Consider the following 20,204-nt stretch of genomic DNA (forward strand, 5'->3'; position numbering starts at 1 on the left):
AAAGGAGGAAAAAACATGTTTAAACAGGCTTTTGGGGTTTTACAACGGGTAGGTAAAGCGCTAATGCTCCCAGTTGCAATTCTGCCAGCTGCAGGTTTGTTGCTCGGATTTGGTAACGCTTTTCAAAATCCAACCTTGCTCGAACGACTACCGATCTTGTCAGCTGAGTGGTTCCAGCTTCTTGCCACTGTTATGGAGGAATCTGGAGGTATTGTCTTTGCTAACCTTGCATTACTATTTGCGGTAGGGGTAGCAATTGGATTGTCAGATGGAGACGGAGTAGCAGGTATTGCTGCAATCGTCGGTTTCCTTGTAATGAACGTTACAATGGGTGTTCTTGAAGGCGTATCTGCTGATCAAGTAGCTGAAAGCGCATCATATGCCAATGTTCTTGGTATACCGACTCTACAGACAGGGGTATTTGGAGGAATTATCGTCGGTATTCTTGCCTCATATATGTATAAGCGGTATTATAATATTCAACTTCCTCAATATCTTGGCTTCTTTGCTGGGAAACGTTTTGTTCCAATCGCGACAGCGGTTTCAGCTTTGATACTTGGTGTGATCATGATATTTGTATGGCCTCCAATTCAATCTGGACTAAATGCTTTTTCACATAACATGCTTGATGCTAATCCAGCTCTTGCTGCATTTGTATTCGGTGTCATTGAACGATCTCTTATTCCATTCGGACTTCACCATATTTTCTATTCACCATTCTGGTTTGAATTTGGTCAATATACAAATGATGCTGGTGAAATTATTCGAGGAGATCAGAAGATTTTCTTTGAACAGTTGAAGGATGGAGCGGAACTTACTGCAGGTACATTTATGACTGGTAAATTCCCATTCATGATGTTTGGACTTCCAGCTGCAGCACTTGCTATGTACCACGAAGCACGCCCAGAGAAAAAAGCTGTGGTTGCTGGTATTATGGGTTCCGCAGCACTAACATCATTTTTAACAGGTATTACAGAACCACTTGAATTCTCATTCCTATTTGTAGCACCGGTTCTTTTTGGAATCCACGCTATTTTTGCAGGGCTTTCCTTTATGACAATGGCACTGCTTGATGTTAAAATTGGTATGACATTCTCAGGTGGCGTTATTGACTTTCTCCTTTTCGGGGTTCTCCAGGGTAGAACAGCCTGGTGGCTTGTTATTCCAGTAGGGTTAGCGCTTGCTGTAATCTATTACTTCGGTTTCAGGTTTGCAATTCGCAAATTCAATTTGATGACTCCGGGACGTGAAGAAGACGAAGAAGATGAGATCGCTGATGATGGTCAAGAGAATACTGCCTTAGCTTATAATGTTCTTCAAGCTCTTGGTGGAGAAAGCAATATTACGAATCTAGATGCTTGTATTACTCGACTCCGAGTATCCGTAGCGGATAAAGGCGAAGTTGACAAGAAGCGACTTAAACGTCTTGGCGCGTCAGGTGTTATGGAAGTAGGTAACAACATTCAAGCTATTTTTGGGACGCAGTCCGATGGTTTGAAAGGACAAATTAGAGATATTATTAGTGGCAAAACACCAAAGCCGATTCAGGATCAGCAAAAAGAAGAGAAGCCTAAAGAATCAGCAGGTCCTAAAGGCGAGGATCATCTTATTGCACCGATTGAAGGAAAGATTTTACCGATCACAGAAGTACCTGATCAGGTATTCTCTGGAAAGATGATGGGAGACGGCTTTGCGATTGAACCAACTGATGGCTTGATTGTCGCACCAGTTGATGGCAAAATAATGAATGTGTTCCCGACAAAGCACGCAATTGGTATTGAGTCCGTTAATGGTCGCGAAATTCTCATTCATGTTGGTATTGACACGGTAAACCTCAAAGGAGAAGGTTTTGAGGTATTTATCAATGAAGGCGATGAAATTAAGCAGGGACAGAAGCTGATGAAAGTTGATTTAGCTTATATTAAAGAAAATGCAACTTCAACAATCACGCCTATCGTTTTCACAAACCTTGAAGAAGGAGAGACAATTGACCTGGCAAAAGAAGGTTCTGTTTCTCGGGAAGACAAAGATATTATTACAATATCCAAATAAAATATAAAAATTGAAAGAGGGAATTAAAAATGGCAGAGAAAAATTTCACAGTAACAAGCGAATCAGGAATTCATGCACGTCCAGCAACAGCACTAGTTAACAAAGCTGGTCAATATAGCTCAGACGTAGCTCTTGAATATAACGGTAAATCAGTAAACCTTAAGTCAATCATGGGTGTTATGAGCCTTGGTATTCAACAAAACTCTGAAATCACAATCAAAGCAGAAGGATCAGATGCTGACGATGCGATTGCGGGACTAACTGAAGTTATGGAAAACGAAGGTCTGGGCAAGTAATGTCTATCCAATTAACTGGGATTGGCGCTTCTGCGGGGATTGCGATTGCAAAAGCATTCGTTCTCGAAAATCCTGCACTTGAAATTGAAAAATCTTCAATTACCGATGCAGGTGCTGAGATCGAACGTTTTGAAGCAGCGGTTCACCGTGCTAAAGAAGAACTTGAAGTTATTAAAAATCATGCCAATGAACAGCTCGGGGAAGATAAAGCAGCGATTTTCGCTGCTCATCTTCTCGTTTTATCTGATCCAGAGTTGTTGAATGCAGTAAAAGATAAAGTGAATAATGAAAAAGTTAATGCTGAAAGTGCAATGAGCGATGTTTCAAATATGTTTATTAGCATGTTTGAGAACATGGATAACGAGTACATGAAAGAACGTGCTGCTGATATCCGTGACGTATCCAAGCGTGTCCTTGCACATTTACTTGGTGTTACATTTACTTCTCCAGGAGCGATTACGGATGAAGTGATTGTTCTTGCCGAAGATTTGACGCCATCTGACACTGCACAACTTAACAAGCAGTTTGTTAAAGGATTTGCAACTGATATTGGCGGTAGAACATCTCACTCAGCTATCATGGCCCGTTCAATGGAAATTCCAGCAGTCGTTGGAACGAAAACAGTTACTTCAGAAAAAGTGGAAGGTAAACTGATTATTATTGACGGCATTGATGGCGAAGTAATTGTTGATCCTTCTGAAGAAGAAGTGGCTCATTATACTAAGAAAAAGGAAGATTTCGAAGCCAAAAAGCAAGAATGGGCCAAGCTTGTTAACGAGCCAACAACGACTAAAGACGAGAAACACGTTGAGCTTGCTGCAAACATCGGAACTCCTGAAGATGTGAAAGGTGTACTTGAGAACGGTGGAGAAGGAGTAGGTCTTTACCGTACAGAATTCCTTTATATGGGTAGAAATGAGTTGCCTTCAGAAGAAGAACAGTTTAATGCATATAAAGAAGTCCTTCAGAAAATGGAAGGAAAGCCGGTTGTCATCAGAACGCTTGATATCGGTGGAGATAAAGAACTACCATACTTAAACCTTCCAAAAGAAATGAATCCATTTCTAGGTTTCCGTGCGATTCGTCTTTGCCTGGAAGAAACTGAAATTTTCCGTACTCAACTTCGGGCTCTTCTTCGCGCAAGCGTACATGGTAACTTAAAAGTCATGTTCCCTATGATTGCGACGGTTGGAGAATTCCGTCAGGCGAAAGAGATGCTTCTTTCTGTCAAGGAAGAGCTAATTGGGGAAGGAGTTGAAGTTTCAGACGACATTGAAATTGGTATGATGGTTGAAATTCCAGCGACGGCTGCCATGGCAGACGTTTTTGCTAAAGAAGTTGACTTCTTTAGTGTTGGAACAAATGATCTTATCCAGTATACAATGGCGGCTGATCGGATGAACGAGAAAGTTTCTTATCTTTACCAGCCATATAACCCTGCTATCCTGCGACTTGTGAAAATGGTTATTGACGCAGCTCATAAAGAAGGCAAGTGGGCAGGTATGTGTGGAGAAATGGCAGGCGACCAAATTGCAATCCCAATTTTGCTTGGGCTCGGGCTGGATGAGTTCAGTATGAGTGCAACATCCATTCTGCCAGCTAGAAGCCAGATGACAAAGCTATCTAAAGAAGAAATCGCTTCTCATATTGATCATATACTTACGCTCGCTACGAACGAAGAAGTGATCGCTTATGTACAAGAGCATTTTGCAACGGAAGAGCTATAGGTAACTATAGCTCTTTTTTTGATATTACAAGTGGTGCTGAAAGCTAGGCACACCTCATTTCAAACTTAGCGGGCGAACGTTTAAACCGACGAAATACTGGCTATTTTACATAAAGCGCTACTCTTGCTTTTCAATTGAGTTACAATCAAAATAGAGAGTAAGAATCATTAAGGGGGATAACAGATGCCTGAAGAATTAACGAGAGAACCAGCGTCAATTGTTGATATAGAGAAATCACTCCGTATGGTAGCAGGTATTATTAAACAACACGGGCGTGAACTTCTTAGCGAATTTTCAATTACACCTCCTCAATTTCTTGCGCTCCAATGGCTTTCTGAACATGGTGATTTAACCATTGGTGAACTTTCTAATAAAATGTACCTTGCTTGCAGTACAACGACGGACCTTGTTGATCGTATGGAAAAAACTGATTTAGTTAAAAGGGTAAAAGACCCACATGATCGACGTGTGGTTCGAATTCATATATTGGATAAGGGAAATGACATTATTAAAAAAGTTATTCACAAAAGACAGGTCTATTTGGAAAACATCACACAAAGATTTTCTGGTGATCAAGTAAAAGCTCTTGAAGAAAGTTTGCATTTACTTTACGACGAAATGAAAAAGAACTAACTGGACCCGTAACTGAGAGGCGAAATATATTGAAGAAACCGATAGGGATTATTGATTCAGGAGTAGGGGGATTAACTGTTGCAAGAGAAATCATGCGGCAGCTGCCAAAGGAAGAGATTGTTTACCTTGGGGATACAGCAAGATGTCCGTACGGTCCAAGGTCAGCAACAGAGGTCAGGCAGTATACCTGGGAGATGACAAACTACCTTCTGGAGCAATACCAAATTAAAATGCTGATCATCGCTTGTAATACAGCGACAGCAGTTGTATTAAAAGAAATTCAGGAACAACTCGATATTCCTGTACGAGGTGTGATCCTTCCAGGTGCAAGAAGTGCCATTAAGGAAACAACGAACAGAAATATTGGTGTAATAGGCACGTTAGGAACAGTTAAGAGTGGAGCTTATGAGCATTCACTTAAAGCAATAAATAATGAGATAAAAGTAGAAAGTCTTGCTTGCCCACCCTTTGTCCCCCTTGTGGAGACAGGAAACCTTAATAGTAAGGAAACATATGAAATTGTTAGTTCTACTCTTTCTCCATTATTTAATAAAGGGATTGATACGCTCATACTAGGATGTACCCATTATCCTTTATTGGAACCTGTCATCCAGTCTGTAATGGGAAAAGAAACAGCGATTATTTGCTCGGGTGATGAGACGGCTTATGAGGTGAGTGGTATTTTAGAATACAGCTCCCTTCTCTACATTGGTGATGAGAAACCTTCCCATACCTTTTTGACCACTGGATCAATCGATAATTTCTCGAAGATCGCCAGTCACTGGCTTGATTATCCAGTTCTAACCGTAAAACAAATTAAACTCTAGCCCTCAAAAAGAGGACTGGAGTTTTTTTATTCTTATAAAGTCTTTCACCATCGTTGGTTATAAATTTTAATATAACTCGTATAAATGGTAGTACAAACCATCCGGGGAGGGATAGCTATGCGTTTACGCGGGATTGGATTCACGTTATTGTTGCTTTCATGCATACTGACAATATCAGGGTGTGGGTTTGGTTTTGAAAAATCATTGAAAGAAATCGATCCTCCTAAGGTCGATTATGTTGAAGAAGGTGAGCAATCGGATGGGGAAGAGACGGAGGCTGTAGGGGAGGAAAGTAGCTCAGAAGAAGCGACCGAGGATCAATCTGCTGATGCTACGACAGGGGTGACCACTCGCCAGCTTTATCTGCTTGACGCAAATGGCATGGTTGTACCACAAAGTTTCCAGCTTCCTGCTGTTGAAAGTGCTGCTAAACAGGCTCTAGAGTACCTTGTTGTAGATGGACCTATTACCGAAATGCTTCCTAATGGTTTTCAAGCAGTATTGCCAGCCGGAACAGTTGTGAATGGAATTGATCAGATGGATGATACGCTAGTAGTTGATTTTTCTAAAGAGTTCGGGGATTATGCAGCTGAAAACGAAAAGCAAATTCTTGAAGCGGTAACGTGGACGCTAACTCAATTTGATGGGGTAGAAAAGGTTAAAATACAAATTAATGGCTATGATCAAATGGAAATGCCAGTGAATGGCACACCGATTGGGGACAGCTTTAGTCGATCAAATGGTATTAATCACGAAATGGGTAATGTAGTTGACGTTTCAAACAGTACTGATGTTACGGTGTACTTTATGGCACAAAGTGAGGATTATGCTTATTATGTACCAGTGACGAAACGGATGGAGGGGGTATCTGATGATGTTAGCGGCGTATTAAAAGGGTTGATGGAAGGTCCGCCTGTTCACTCCGGGTTGTTCAGTCAATTTTCAAAAGATCTTAAACTTCTCAATGCAGATCAGGAAGATGGTCTGTTAACGCTCGAATTTAATGAGGCCATTTTAACAGGAGCTGAAGACAAAGTTCTCCAGCAGGAGTTATTGAAAAGTTTAGTTCTCTCATTAACTGAACAAAAAGATGTAAGCGAAGTGGCGATTACAGTGGACGGTCACTCAGAACTGGTTGATGAAGCCGGGAACGTTCTCTCAGAGCCTGTTTCAAGGCCAGTGGATGTGAACAAAGTAGGTTTTTAAAATAGAATATGATAGGATGGAGGGGCAGGAATACTGCCTCTTTTTTTCGTTTTAGACGAAAGAAAATGACGAATATCATTCATCTATTCTGGAGCTTGTCAAAGAATATGGTGAACAGGAGGACGATTATGAGAGTTAACGGACGTGAAGTTAATGAATTGCGAGAGATACATATTGAAAAAGATTATATTAAACATCCTGAAGGTTCTGTATTAATATCAGTAGGCGATACAAAGGTTATTTGCTCTGCTTCGATTGAAGAACGTGTGCCACCATTTATGAGAGGGCAGGGAAAGGGATGGATTGCTGCTGAATACGCAATGCTTCCGAGGGCTACAGAACAGAGGAATATTCGCGAATCCAGTAAAGGAAAAGTAGCGGGGAGAACGATGGAAATCCAACGGTTGATTGGGAGAGCTCTCCGAACCGTTGTCGACCTAGAAGCCCTTGGGGAACGCACAATTTGGATTGATTGTGATGTGATTCAGGCGGATGGAGGCACTAGGACTGCCTCGATCACAGGTGCTTTTATTGCTCTTGCGCTTGCGGTTGAAAAGGGTTTAACTAGAAAGCAGTTCAAAAAGATGCCGCTGACTGACTTTCTAGCAGCAACCTCTGTTGGAATTGATAAAAATGGAGAAGCGATCCTTGATTTGTGTTACAAAGAAGATTCATCTGCACAGGTTGATATGAATATTGTTATGACAAGTGCAGGGAAATTCGTTGAATTACAGGGGACTGGTGAGGAAGCAACTTTCTCAATGGACCAATTGAATAACATGCTCTCTCTTGGAAAAGAAGGGGTAGAACAATTGATTCAAAAGCAAAAGGAAGTCATAGGTGAATTTGCTACGACGATCAAGGGGGATAAACCCAAAAATGCGTAATCTTCTTATTGCAACGAAAAATGAAGGGAAAGTAAAGGAATTTAAGCGCAGGTTTGAATCAGCTGGCCTTGAGGTTAAATCACTGTTGGATCTTGATGAAGCACCGGACGTAGCGGAAACGGGAAGTACGTTCGCTGAAAATGCTGTTTTAAAAGCAGAAGCTATTATGCGTTTAACGAATCAAATCGTGATCGCAGATGATTCCGGTCTTGTCGTTGATGCTCTTGATGGCGATCCTGGCGTTTATTCTGCCCGCTATGCGGGACCTGAGAAAGATGATCAGGCAAATATCGATAAGGTTTTAACGGAGCTGAAAGATATTCCCAAAGAAAGACGTACAGCTTCTTTTCAATGCCTGTTAGCGGTTGCTATTCCTGGTAAGGGAACAGAAGTGTTCTCTGGTACATGCATGGGTTCAATTGCATTTGAGCGCTCAGGGGATTTTGGCTTTGGATATGATCCGATTTTTTATCTGCCGACGCACGGAAAGACAATGGCAGAGCTTTCGCCAGAAGAAAAGGATGCGATCTCACACCGCGGCCAGGCGCTTGATCGGTTGGAAGAAGGATTGAAAACGTTACTCTAGACAGGGAGAGTGAGAGACGTGAAAGTATTAGTAGTAAGTGACAATCATGGATCAAATGAAGAACTTGATCTTCTAGTGAAAAGACACGGTAATGATGTGGCTGGCATGATTCACTGCGGTGACTCTGAATTCAATTATGATGCGGAGGAAATGGCTCCGTTTCAATTGAGAGTAAGAGGGAATTGTGATTTCGACAGCAGGTATCCTAATGAAATCGCAGAATTCATTGGTGAAAAAACGATTTTTGCAACTCATGGTCATTTGTATAATGTGAAAATGACGATCATGAAACTTGCTTATAAAGCGGAAGAAACGAATGCTGATCTGGTTTGTTTCGGACATTCTCACGAGGCATTCGCTTTGTATGAAGAAGGCACACTTTTTCTAAACCCGGGTAGTATTAGCCTTCCTAGAAAACCAGCGATCAAAACCTATGCCATCGTCGATTGGTCTGAAAGGGAAGTTAGGGTAACGTTTTACGATGAAACGGGAGAAAGTGTAGCTGATATATCCAGAACGTTCACTTTAAATTAACCTTTGAGAAGCAAGAAGTAACACATCGATAACAGCGAGCAAGGCTCCGATTAGTTTAACGAACAATCCGTGAGGGATGACTGCTTCCTTCACCGATGGTTCGTTTTACTTTTATTGAAATAAAGACTATTGACTTTACATTGCAAGTTCGCTATATTAATATTTGTCTCTGCAAAAATGAGTTTGAATTAGCGTAAGTTATATTCGTAATTCAATGTATTTACATAGTGTCTCAGTAGCTCAGCAGGATAGAGCAACGCCCTTCTAAGGCGTCGGTCGGGAGTTCGAATCTCTCCTGGGACACCATATCTAATTTCTAGTAAGGCTTTTATCACTTTGATGGAAGGCTTTTTTTGTGTGTTTAGAAGCTTGAGGTATCATTATCTTAATGTTTCATGGAGTAGTTTAAGCGAGAAAGTGACTGTACTGAAAGCGCCCCGCATGCTTCAGCTTGAGTTTACATGTGGATACTGATAAACTGATATCTAATCGTAGCTGCGCCTTTCCTGCTGTAAACTCTTTTAATAGAGAATATAAGAGAGTGGAGCGATTACGTCATGGATAAAGAAAAGCATGAAAGGAAAGTAGTTTATTTTCCAAACGTGGCAGGCAAGCTTGTCGAAAAAGGAATGGCAGCCCTTAAAGCAAAGGAAATAAAGGATGCACATGAACACTTCAGTCAGCTTCTTGAAATTGAACCGGATCATCCCCAGGGGCATTTCGGGATGGTGCTCAGTCTGGTGGAAATGGGAGAGTTGAACGAAGCTTCTGAACGCTGTGAAACAATGATGCAGCAGGGTATCGGGGATTATTACGACATTTTTCAAGTATACATATCGATATTAGTTCAGCTTGGAAAGTATCAGAAAGTAGTTACGATGATTGAGGTGGTACTGCAAGAAAACCAGCTTCCGTCAAGTGTTGCGGAATCGCTCTATCAGCTTCTGCATTTTAGCAGACAAATGACAAGTTATGACATTGACCACCATGACGACGATGGCCCAATTCATGAAGAAGATGTAGAAAAGCTGATTGAGTTCCTTGAAAGCGATAAGACGGAAAAACAATGGCTTGCTATACAGAAATTAAGTTCTGTAAATGAAGAAAAGTCGATACCTGTTTACCTTACATATTTAAATGCTACAGACAAAGATCCTCTTTTAAAAAGCCTGGTACTGCAAGTGCTAATGGAGAAAGAGCTAGATCAAGAAGTCACCGTACATAAGTTTGGAAGAGAAATTCATGTTAATCCTTCGAAGTTAGAAGATATTTTTTTACAGGAGTTCTCTTTGAGTGTTAAGAAAAAGCTCTCCGATATTGTTGAGCAAGAAAATCCGGTTCTTTTTGAGATGTGTATGCAAATCTGGTGGCATTACTTATTCGCCATTTCACCATTTGAAGCAGAGCCTGCGAACAGCTCGATCTGGGCAGCGGCTGTTCATAAAGTAGCCTCTGGGTTGAATGGTGAGGAGATGACTTATCAGGAGCTTGGCGACTATTATGAAGTGAAGCCAGCGGATTTCGAGGTAGCTGCAAATCGCATCATGAACATTGAAAAACAACCATTTTATCGTCCGTTTGACTAGAAATACCTGGTAATGAAACAATTATGCTTGCGAGTTAGAAAGAAGGTCGTTAAGCTGTTCATTGGTGAAACGGTTTGCCCCCCATGTCGTAAGTGTTGATAAACGCCTATTCTATGTTATAATATAGTGGTTGCAAACTAATATTTACTAGTAAAAGAGATCGTTTAAAAGACTAGAGACGCTTTTATACTCCAAAAGGCGTCATCTTTTTTAAACGCTCGATTAGTGGAAATATATTTATTGTTGGAGGTAATGTGTAAATGACTGCAAAATGGGAAAAGCTTGAAGGTAACCAGGGTGTCCTTACAGTTGAAGTGGACGCTACTGAGGTAAATAGTGCACTGGACGAGGCATTTAAGAAGGTAGTTAAACAGGTAAACGTACCTGGATTCCGTAAAGGTAAAATGCCACGCTCACTTTTCGAAAAGCGTTTTGGCGTAGAATCACTATATCAGGATGCTCTTGATATCATTCTTCCTAAAGCTTATTCAGAAGCTATAGAAGAATCAGGAATTGACCCTGTTGATCGTCCTGAAGTAGATGTAGAGCAAATCGAAAAAGGTCAAAACTTGATCTTCAAAGCAACTGTAACGGTTAAGCCTGAAGTGAAGCTTGGCGAATACAAAGGTCTTGAAGTTGAAGAACAGGATACAAATGTAACAGACGAAGAAGTTGAAGCTGAGCTTAAATCACTTCAAGAGAAGCAAGCGGAGCTTGTTGTTGTTGAAGATGGTGAGCTACAAGAAGGCGATACTGCTGTTATTGACTTTGAAGGCTTCCTTGGTGAAGAACCATTTGAAGGTGGACAAGGTGACAACTATTCTCTAGAAATCGGTTCAAACACATTTATCCCTGGCTTTGAGGAGCAATTGATTGGCGAGAAAGCTGGAGCTGAGAAAGAAGTAACTGTTACTTTCCCTGACGAGTATCATGCTGAAAATCTTGCTGGACAGGAAGCGACTTTCAAAGTTAAAGTTCACGACATTAAACGCAAAGAGCTTCCAGATCTTGACGATGAATTTGCGAAAGATGTAAATGAATCAGTAGAAACGCTTGATGAACTTAAGAAAACTACTAAAGAAAATCTTGAAAAACAAAAAGCAGAAGATGCTGATGTTCAAAAGAAAGATACGTTGATTGAAAAAGCTACTGAAAATAGCGAAATTGATCTTCCATCTGCAATGGTAGATGCAGAAGTAGACCGGATGCTTCAAGAATTTGAACAGCGTCTACAGCAGCAGGGCATGAATCTTGAGATGTATTTCCAGTTCTCAGGACAGGATGAAAAAGCACTTCGTGAGCAAATGCAAGAAGACGGTGAAAAGCGCGTGCGCACGAACTTGACTCTTGAAGCTATTGCTGACGCTGAAAATGTAGAAGTTTCTGAAGAAGAAGTTAATGAAGAACTTTCTAAAATGGCAGCTATGTACAACATGGAAGAAGAACAAATTCGCCAAATGCTTATGATGCAAGGTGGCACAGATGCACTTAAAGGTGACCTTCGCATCCGTAAAGCAATTGATGTACTTGTAAATAACAGCAAAAAAGCTTAATAAAAGCTAATGATTTGGCTTATCTGAAACAAGGCGCTTAATCGCGCCTTGTTTTTACAAAAAAGAAGTAGTAATGAAATCGCGTGATTTAGCTAAACATATTAGTAAGACAAATACTAAGATACATATTACACGTAAAAAGTCGTTTTACTTCGTATCCTTTTGCTTTATATGATACAATTTCAATACATAAATAGGATGAGAAACCAATGGTGGATGCCCGTTAGGATTGCTTATTAAGTGATCAATTGTTCATTTGAAACATTTAGATCCTTTGCAGATAGACCTACTCGGATTTCATCGAGATCAACGGTTAGGGGTGAATTCATGTTTAAATTTAACGACGAAAAAGGACAACTTAAGTGTTCTTTCTGTGGTAAGACGCAGGATCAGGTGCGAAAACTTGTTGCAGGACCAGGTGTTTACATCTGTGACGAATGTATTGAGCTATGTACTGAAATAGTAGAAGAAGAGCTAGGAACAGAAGAAGAGGTGGATTTCAAAGAGGTACCAAAACCTCATGAGATCTGTCAGATACTAGATGATTATGTAATCGGTCAGGAGAAGGCAAAGAAATCCTTATCTGTCGCAGTCTATAATCATTATAAACGCATTAATGCGTCTGCTAAGCCGGACGATGTAGAACTTGCGAAAAGTAACATCGCATTAATAGGCCCAACAGGTAGCGGTAAAACCCTACTTGCACAGACGCTTGCTAGAATTTTGAATGTGCCATTTGCTATTGCTGATGCTACTTCCTTAACAGAAGCTGGTTATGTAGGTGAAGATGTTGAAAATATTCTTCTTAAGCTTATTCAGGCAGCAGATTATGATGTAGAAAAAGCTGAAAAAGGCATTATCTACATTGACGAAATTGACAAAGTGGCTCGTAAGTCTGAGAACCCTTCCATTACACGTGACGTGTCCGGTGAAGGTGTTCAACAAGCACTACTTAAAATTCTTGAAGGGACGACAGCAAGCGTTCCCCCGCAAGGTGGGCGTAAGCACCCTCATCAAGAATTTATTCAAATCGATACGACAAACATCCTCTTCATTTGCGGTGGAGCGTTTGACGGAATCGAGCAAATTATTAAGCGTAGACTCGGTAAGAAGATCATCGGATTTAGCGGTGAAGCTAAGCAAGAAGATCTGAAACCAGGCGAATACCTTGGTAAGGTTCTTCCAGAAGATCTCCTTCGTTTCGGTCTAATACCTGAATTCATCGGTCGTCTTCCTGTTATTGGTAGTCTTGAACCGCTTGATGAAGAAGCACTGGTTGAAATCCTGACTAAGCCAAAAAATGCGCTTGTCAAACAGTATCAGAAACTACTCGAACTTGATGATGTTGAGCTTGAGTTTGAAGATGATGCATTAGTAGAAATTGCAAAACAAGCGATCGAAAGAAAAACAGGTGCACGTGGACTTCGTTCTATCATTGAAGGTATTATGCTCGATGTGATGTACGATCTTCCGTCTCGTGATGAAATTAAGAAATGCGTACTTACAGCTTCTACTGTAAGTGAGAAATCAACTCCGCGCTTAATCCTCGAAGATGGCTCTGTCATTGACGAAGATAAAAAATCCCCAAAAGAAAGTGCTTAATATAAGAGCCAATCACCCCCCGGGTGATTGGCTCTTTATAATTGAATCAAATCTCTAAATTATGAATTTCCGGTTTATGGAACAACGCCTCAGGAGATACTAAAGCTATTGAAAATTCTCCAGGAGGTACGATAATGAATTGGACAGGCGTTGCACTAGCGATACAATTATTTTTTGGAATTGTAATAGGATTATATTTCTGGAACCTTCTCCGTAATCAGCGAACCCAGAAAATTTCAATAGATAAGGAATCACGAAAAGAGATGGAGCAGTTACGAAGGCTCAGAAGCATTTCGCTCAGCGAACCACTGTCAGAACGCATTAGACCCTCAGGTTTTTCAGAAATTGTCGGTCAGGAAGAAGGGATTCGTACACTTAGAGCTGCCATATGTGGCCCTAATCCTCAGCACGTGATTATTTATGGCCCCCCAGGTGTTGGGAAAACTGCAGCTGCGCGTCTGGTGCTTGAGGAGGCAAAACGAAATCGAACAACGCCATTCAAGCAATCAGCTGTTTTTGTTGAATTGGATGCTACAACAGCTAGGTTTGATGAAAGAGGCATTGCCGATCCGCTAATTGGTTCTGTCCACGACCCGATCTACCAGGGGGCTGGCGCAATGGGACAGGCTGGGATTCCTCAACCAAAACAGGGAGCGGTGACAAATGCACACGGTGGTATTTTATTTATTGATGAAATCGGAGAGCTTCATCCGATTCAAATGAACAAACTTCTAAAAGTACTTGAGGATCGAAAAGTATTTTTCGAAAGTGCTTATTATAGTGAAGAAAATACAAATATTCCGACTCATATTCACGACATTTTTCAAAATGGACTACCAGCTGACTTTAGAATGATTGGGGCTACAACAAGGACTCCTGATGATATCCCGCCTGCTATTCGTTCAAGGTGTATGGAAGTTTATTTTAGAGAACTCAGTCAGGTTGAGATTGCAAAGATTGCTTCAAGAGCAGCAAAGAAACTAAACCTTACAATCGATGAAGAAGGAATCGGAAGAATTAGTAGGTATGCGCGTAATGGTCGGGAAGTAGTTAATTTAATGCAAATTGCAGCCGGACTTGCGATCACAGAAAACAGAGAAAACATTACAGCGGCTGATATGGAGTGGGTAATTCATGCTAGTCGATTAACGCCAAGACCTGAAAGGAAAATCCCGCTTCATCCAAGTACCGGACTTGTTAATGGACTTGCTGTCTATGGGCCCAATACAGGGGCATTGCTCGAAATAGAAGTGACTGCTGTCAAAACAGAAAAAGAAGGATCAGTAACCATCACTGGTATCGTGGAAGAGGAAAGCATCGGAAATCAAACAAAATCGATCAGAAGAAAGAGTCTCGCCAAATCATCAGTTGAAAATGTGATGACTGTACTAAAATCCATGGGCATTCCGGCTGATTCATATCACCTACATATTAATTTTCCAGGTGGTGTGCCGGTAGATGGGCCGTCCGCAGGCGTCGCCATTGCTACGGGAATCTATTCTGCTATAAAAGGATGTCCGGTCAGTAATAAGTTAGCTATGACGGGTGAAATTAGTATTCATGGATCGGTAAAGCCAGTCGGTGGTGTGTTCGCTAAAGTCACTGCTGCAAGAGATGCTGGAGCAGAAGTCGCATTAATTCCGGAAGAAAATTTTGAGGAAATGTTAAAAGGAATTAAGGGAATTAAAGTTGTTCCTGTTAAACACCTATCAGAAGTGTTTGATGCAGCCTTCTTAATTGAAAAACCGAAGGAGTTCCCGTCTATTGTTATAGGTCAGTCCCGGCCCGGTAGTTAACGGGCTGGGCTTTTCTTTTTGTAGATAAGTTTTTTTGATGATTGAGCAAGGATGATTAGACAAGTATAAGAAAATTAGGATACAATGAAGTACAACTTATTAACAATATAAGCTCGGGTTTTAACGAGTCAAGATAACGTTTTTATAGTTTGTTGTCTGGAGGTGCCTAGATTGAAGAATGAACATAAAACCTTACCGCTGCTCCCTTTAAGAGGGTTACTTGTCTATCCCTCAATGGTGCTACACCTTGATGTAGGGCGTGATAAGTCTGTCCAAGCACTTGAAAAGGTGATGATGGATGATCAACAGATCTTTCTATCTACACAAAAAGAGGTTGAGATTGAAACGCCTGAGGAAAAAGATATTTATGAAATTGGAACTCTTGCTACGGTAAAGCAGATGCTAAAGTTGCCAAATGGAACGATCCGAGTCCTGGTTGAAGGACTTCAGCGCGGGAAAATCATTGATTTTAAAGATACGGATAATTTTTATGAAGTAGAAATCGAACAAATTGATGAGAGCGCGGATTTAAATGTGGAAGATGAAGCATTAATGCGTACGGTTCTTGATTTATTTGAGCAATACATTAAAGTTTCCAAGAAAGTAACGGCTGAAACATTCGCTTCTGTAAGCGATATTGAAGAGCCCGGGAGACTGGCAGACATCATTGCTTCTCATTTATCTCTCAAGATTCGTCAGAAGCAGGAAATCCTTGAAACCTACAACGCACAGGAACGGTTAAATAAGCTAATCGAGATTCTTCAAAATGAAAAGGATGTTATTGATCTCGAGAAAAAAATTGGTCAGCGTGTGAAACGTTCAATGGAAAAGACGCAGAAAGAATATTATCTTCGTGAGCAGATGAAAGCGATCCAGAAAGAACTTGGAGAAAAAGAAGGAAAAACTGGAGAAATTTCGACACTCAAGGAGAAAATTGAAGAAGCGAATATGCCTGAGAACGTAGAGGAGATGGCTTACAAAGAACTTGATCGTTATGAGAAAATCCCGCAGAGTTCTGCTGAAAGTTCCGTTATACGCAACTATATCGATTGGCTGATCCAACTACCATGGTCGAAAGAAACGACGGATAATCTCGATATTAATCATGCAGAAAAAATTCTAAACGAAGATCATTATGGACTTGAGAAAGTGAAGGAACGAGTACTTGAGTATCTTGCCGTTCAACAGCTAACCAAGTCATTAAAAGGTCCTATTCTTTGTCTTGTTGGCCCTCCTGGCGTCGGGAAAACGTCACTTGCGAGGTCAGTAGCTCGTTCAATTGGCCGTGAATTTGTACGAATTTCCCTTGGTGGTGTTCGTGATGAAGCTGAAATTCGTGGACACAGAAGAACCTATGTTGGTGCTATGCCAGGCCGCATCATCCGAGGGATGAAAAAAGCTGGAACAATCAACCCAGTTTTTCTACTGGATGAGATTGATAAAATGTCGAATGATTTCCGAGGAGATCCATCATCTGCCCTCCTTGAGGTATTGGATCCCCAGCAGAATAATACATTTAGTGATCATTACATTGAAGAGCCTTATGATCTTTCCAAAGTCATGTTTGTTACAACAGCAAATAATCTTGCTACGATTCCAGAACCACTACTGGATCGTATGGAAATTATTCAAATTGCAGGATATACTGAAATTGAAAAAGTGAATATTGCGAAGAATTACCTGATGCCAAGGCAGTTAGAAGACCATGGTCTTAAAAAAGCTAACCTGCAAATGAGAGAAGAAAGTCTTTATAAGCTCGTACGTCATTACACAAGAGAAGCTGGTGTTCGTAATCTGGAACGACAGATTGCTACTGTTTGCCGAAAAGCAACGAAGCTAATTGTGTCAGGTAAGAAAAAGCGCGTGATTGTAACAGAAGCTATGCTTGAAGAGCTCCTTGGTCACCCAAAATTCCGTTACGGGGAAGCTGAAAAAGAAGATCAGGTTGGAACTGCTACAGGTCTTGCTTATACCACGGCAGGTGGGGATACGCTTGCTATTGAAGTTTCACTATCACCCGGTAAAGGCAAACTGATTTTAACGGGTAAGCTTGGTGACGTCATGAAAGAGTCTGCTCAGGCAGCATTCAGTTATATTCGTTCGAAATCAGAGGAACTGTCAATTGATCCGATGTTTCATGAAACGAATGACATTCACATTCACGTTCCTGAAGGAGCTACGCCTAAGGATGGGCCTTCGGCAGGAATAACGATTGCAACGGCACTCGTATCAGCGTTGACTGGAAAAGCTGTGAGAAGAGATGTCGGTATGACTGGTGAAATCACACTTCGAGGACGGGTTTTACCAATCGGAGGGTTGAAGGAAAAGTCATTAAGTGCTCATCGTGCAGGGTTGACCACCATTATTATGCCGAAAGAAAATGAAAAAGATCTGGACGATATTCCAGAAAGCATTCGCAAAGATTTAACATTCCTTCCAGTTTCACATTTGGATGAAGTGTTAAAAACCGCACTTGTGGGGGAAAATAAATGAAAGTAACAAAATCAGATTTTATTATTAGCGCTGTTAAGCCTGAACAGTATCCGGTAGATGGATTTCCTGAGGTTGGTCTTGCTGGCCGATCCAATGTAGGAAAATCATCTTTAATTAACACGCTAATCAATCGTAAAAATCTTGCTAGAACGTCTCAAAAGCCAGGTAAGACGCAAACACTCAATTTCTATATGATTAATGAGTTCTTGTATTTTGTTGATGTACCTGGCTATGGGTTTGCCAAAGTGTCTAAGAAAGAGAGAGAGGCATGGGGGCGAATGATTGAAACCTATTTAACTGATCGAGATCAGTTAAAGGCTGTCATTCAAATCGTTGATTTACGACATGCACCCTCAAATGATGATGTGGTCATGTATGATTGGTTAAAGCACTATGAAATTCCAGTCATTGTTGTGGCGACGAAATCCGATAAAATTCCTAAAGGCAAATGGGCAAAGCACCTAAAAGTGGTTAGCCAGACGCTTAAGATTGAACCAACAGACAAGCTCGTAACCTTCTCTTCCCATACAGGGCAGGGGAAAGAGGACGTATGGAGTGCAATTAGATCTTATCTATAATTTCGAATCAGTCCGGCATAAAAGTCGGACTGATTCTTTTTCTTTTGGTTTTGATTATTCTGAAATCTTTGGTTTAAATAACATTTAGAAAGGGAATTGAAGAAAGATGAAGGAAACCCTAGAGCGGATGAGCTCAGCTGCGCTTATCCAAAAAAAAGGGGGGATTAGGGGGTGTAGTAAGGTTCAATTGTAATTGAAAGAAATGTCTAAAAATTGGTATTATTGTAGTATCGCAGTTTACATAATTAATAACTGCAATGAAAAAGTCGTTTAAGGGGGACATGAGATGAAAAGAAAATGGAATTTTATTACCGTAATTTTGTTAATGTTTGTTCTTGTTCTTACTGCATGTGGTAGTAATGAAAACAGCGGTGGTGAGTCATCAGGATCAGAAGGGGAAGATGGTCTTGAATTGACGGAGGACGGAAAGTTCCGTTTCGTAGTGTCTGGTGAATTTCCTCCATTCAGTACAGTTGATGAGAACGGGGATCTTTCAGGTTTTGACGTAGCCGTTGGTAAAGCTATTGCCGAAAAGTTAGGTCTTGAGCCAGAAGTTGAAAAATTCAAATTTAGTGGGATGGTTTCAGCCATTCAATCCGGTCGCTATGATGCAGCGGTAGCCAGTCATACGATTACTGACGAGCGTAAAAAAGCCGTGAATTTCAGTGAACCATACTATTATTCTGGCCCAGTTCTTTATGTTCAGCCTGGAAGTGACATTAAAAGTATAGAAGATCTTTCTGGTAAGGACGTAGCGGTATCAAAGGGATCGACTTACGAGAAATCTGCACAGGAGTATACAGATAAAATCTCAAATTATGATAGTGATCAGACAGCTCTTCGTGCATTAAGCGAAGGAAAGCATGATGCAGTTATTACAGATGATATTACAGGTAAGCAGGCAATAGAAGAAGGTTTTAAGATTGAAAAGATTGAACAGCTTGGTACAAGTGAACAGGCTGTTGCAATCAAGAAAGAGAATTCGAAACTTCTTGAGGCGGTAAACGAAGCTATTACCGAACTAAAAGAAGATGGAACACTAACGAAACTTAGCGAGGAATACATCGGAGTAGACATCACCCAGAATCCTGACAGCGAGTAAGGGAAAGGAATGTGTGCGATGCGCACATTCCTTTTTAACCTTGTTTGTTATCAAACTCTTAAGGAGCTGATCGCACTTGCCAACTTTTGCTCATTTTTTTGAGACATTATTAAATAGTTATCCGGTTTTCTTCGAAGGACTATGGCTTACTATAAGGGTTACCTTCGTTTCTGTTCTAATCGCAGTCTTTATTGGACTCTTCTTTGCACTCTTTAAAATATCACAATCAAAAATCTTGAATTGGATTGCGAATATTTACATTGCAGTTATTCGAGGGACGCCCCTTATCGTCCAAATCTTTATTTTCTACTTTGGTTTAACCGAGTTTAACATCCCGAAGTTCTGGGCAGCATCGATTGGTCTAGCACTGCATAACGGGGCTTATATTGCGGAGATCTTCCGAGGGTCAATTCAATCGATTGATAAAGGTCAGATGGAAGCGGGGCGCTCTCTTGGGATGAGTCATACGCTTGCAATGAGAAGAATTATACTCCCACAGGCGTTTAGACGAGCTCTACCACCGTTAGGAAATCAGTTTATTATTGGTTTAAAGGATTCCTCTCTAGCTGCTTTTATTGCTCTACCGGAATTGTTCAGCATAGCGACAACGCAGGGTGCCAGAACATTTGATGAAATGACTTATCTTTTAATCGTAGCAGTATACTATCTAGTTCTTGTTTTAATCTTTACGATGCTGGTTAACCTGCTTGAAAAACGATTATCCGCAAGTGATTAAGTGAGAAGTG

17 protein-coding genes and 1 tRNA gene are annotated in these 20,204 nt (G+C 40.8%); all 18 read left to right on the forward strand.

What is annotated here, in order from left to right; all coding sequences use genetic code 11:
* Window positions 1–15: 15 nt before the first annotated feature.
* The 18 genes from ptsG (at window position 16) to ABFG93_RS17995 (ending at window position 20,194) form a co-directional block, all read left to right on the forward strand.
* The gene (gene ptsG / locus ABFG93_RS17910) at window positions 16–2,052 is read left to right on the forward strand and encodes a glucose-specific PTS transporter subunit IIBC (protein WP_347549375.1); all 2,037 of its coding nucleotides are present in this window, start codon (window positions 16–18) and stop codon (window positions 2,050–2,052) included.
* Between the two features lie 29 nt (window positions 2,053–2,081).
* Window positions 2,082–2,348 (forward strand): phosphocarrier protein HPr, encoded by a 267-nt coding sequence (locus ABFG93_RS17915; RefSeq protein ID WP_347549376.1) that lies wholly within the window; start codon window positions 2,082–2,084, stop codon window positions 2,346–2,348.
* Complete coding sequence (ptsP, locus tag ABFG93_RS17920; protein WP_347549377.1) at window positions 2,348–4,075, forward strand: phosphoenolpyruvate--protein phosphotransferase; 1,728 nt, start codon at window positions 2,348–2,350, stop codon at window positions 4,073–4,075. The genes ABFG93_RS17915 and ptsP overlap by 1 nt, the downstream gene beginning before the upstream one ends.
* A gap of 183 nt (window positions 4,076–4,258) precedes the next feature.
* On the forward strand, window positions 4,259–4,708 hold the full coding sequence (locus tag ABFG93_RS17925) for a MarR family winged helix-turn-helix transcriptional regulator (RefSeq protein ID WP_347549378.1): 450 nt from the start codon (window positions 4,259–4,261) through the stop codon (window positions 4,706–4,708).
* Between the two features lie 29 nt (window positions 4,709–4,737).
* Window positions 4,738–5,535, forward strand: coding sequence for a glutamate racemase (gene racE / locus ABFG93_RS17930; RefSeq protein WP_347549379.1), 798 nt, complete (start codon window positions 4,738–4,740; stop codon window positions 5,533–5,535).
* A gap of 117 nt (window positions 5,536–5,652) precedes the next feature.
* Window positions 5,653–6,741 carry a GerMN domain-containing protein gene (locus ABFG93_RS17935; RefSeq protein ID WP_347549380.1) on the forward strand — a complete coding sequence of 363 codons (1,089 nt, stop codon included), beginning with the start codon at window positions 5,653–5,655 and terminating at the stop codon, window positions 6,739–6,741.
* 128 nt (window positions 6,742–6,869) lie between these two features.
* The gene (gene rph / locus ABFG93_RS17940) at window positions 6,870–7,628 is read left to right on the forward strand and encodes a ribonuclease PH (protein ID WP_347549382.1); all 759 of its coding nucleotides are present in this window, start codon (window positions 6,870–6,872) and stop codon (window positions 7,626–7,628) included.
* Window positions 7,621–8,214, forward strand: coding sequence for an XTP/dITP diphosphatase (locus tag ABFG93_RS17945; RefSeq protein ID WP_347549384.1), 594 nt, complete (start codon window positions 7,621–7,623; stop codon window positions 8,212–8,214). The genes rph and ABFG93_RS17945 overlap by 8 nt, the downstream gene beginning before the upstream one ends.
* An 18-nt stretch (window positions 8,215–8,232) precedes the next feature.
* A complete protein-coding gene (locus tag ABFG93_RS17950) occupies window positions 8,233–8,748 on the forward strand; it encodes a metallophosphoesterase (protein WP_347549385.1) in 516 nt (171 codons plus the stop codon).
* 229 nt (window positions 8,749–8,977) lie between these two features.
* Window positions 8,978–9,054: transfer RNA gene (locus ABFG93_RS17955), tRNA-Arg, on the forward strand.
* Window positions 9,055–9,305: 251 nt separating this feature from the next.
* Window positions 9,306–10,334, forward strand: a complete 1,029-nt coding sequence (locus ABFG93_RS17960; RefSeq protein ID WP_347549386.1) for a tetratricopeptide repeat protein — start codon at window positions 9,306–9,308, stop codon at window positions 10,332–10,334.
* 260 nt (window positions 10,335–10,594) lie between these two features.
* Window positions 10,595–11,887, forward strand: coding sequence for a trigger factor (gene tig, locus ABFG93_RS17965; RefSeq protein ID WP_347549387.1), 1,293 nt, complete (start codon window positions 10,595–10,597; stop codon window positions 11,885–11,887).
* 327 nt (window positions 11,888–12,214) lie between these two features.
* Entirely contained in the window at window positions 12,215–13,489 is a 1,275-nt protein-coding gene (clpX, locus tag ABFG93_RS17970) for an ATP-dependent protease ATP-binding subunit ClpX (protein ID WP_347549388.1), read from the forward strand.
* Between the two features lie 134 nt (window positions 13,490–13,623).
* Complete coding sequence (lonB, locus tag ABFG93_RS17975) at window positions 13,624–15,285, forward strand: ATP-dependent protease LonB (protein ID WP_347549389.1); 1,662 nt, start codon at window positions 13,624–13,626, stop codon at window positions 15,283–15,285.
* A gap of 171 nt (window positions 15,286–15,456) precedes the next feature.
* On the forward strand, window positions 15,457–17,778 hold the full coding sequence (lon, locus tag ABFG93_RS17980) for an endopeptidase La (protein ID WP_347549391.1): 2,322 nt from the start codon (window positions 15,457–15,459) through the stop codon (window positions 17,776–17,778).
* A complete protein-coding gene (gene yihA, locus ABFG93_RS17985; protein WP_347549392.1) occupies window positions 17,775–18,356 on the forward strand; it encodes a ribosome biogenesis GTP-binding protein YihA/YsxC in 582 nt (193 codons plus the stop codon). Before lon ends, yihA begins: the two co-directional genes overlap by 4 nt.
* Window positions 18,357–18,642: 286 nt before the next feature.
* The gene (locus ABFG93_RS17990) at window positions 18,643–19,458 is read left to right on the forward strand and encodes a transporter substrate-binding domain-containing protein (RefSeq protein ID WP_347549393.1); all 816 of its coding nucleotides are present in this window, start codon (window positions 18,643–18,645) and stop codon (window positions 19,456–19,458) included.
* A gap of 76 nt (window positions 19,459–19,534) precedes the next feature.
* A complete protein-coding gene (locus tag ABFG93_RS17995) occupies window positions 19,535–20,194 on the forward strand; it encodes an amino acid ABC transporter permease (RefSeq protein ID WP_347549394.1) in 660 nt (219 codons plus the stop codon).
* Window positions 20,195–20,204: the final 10 nt, after the last annotated feature.

It is taken from the genome of Pseudalkalibacillus hwajinpoensis, from assembly GCF_039851965.1.
Taxonomy (GTDB): Bacteria; Bacillota; Bacilli; order Bacillales; family Guptibacillaceae; genus Guptibacillus; species Guptibacillus hwajinpoensis_E.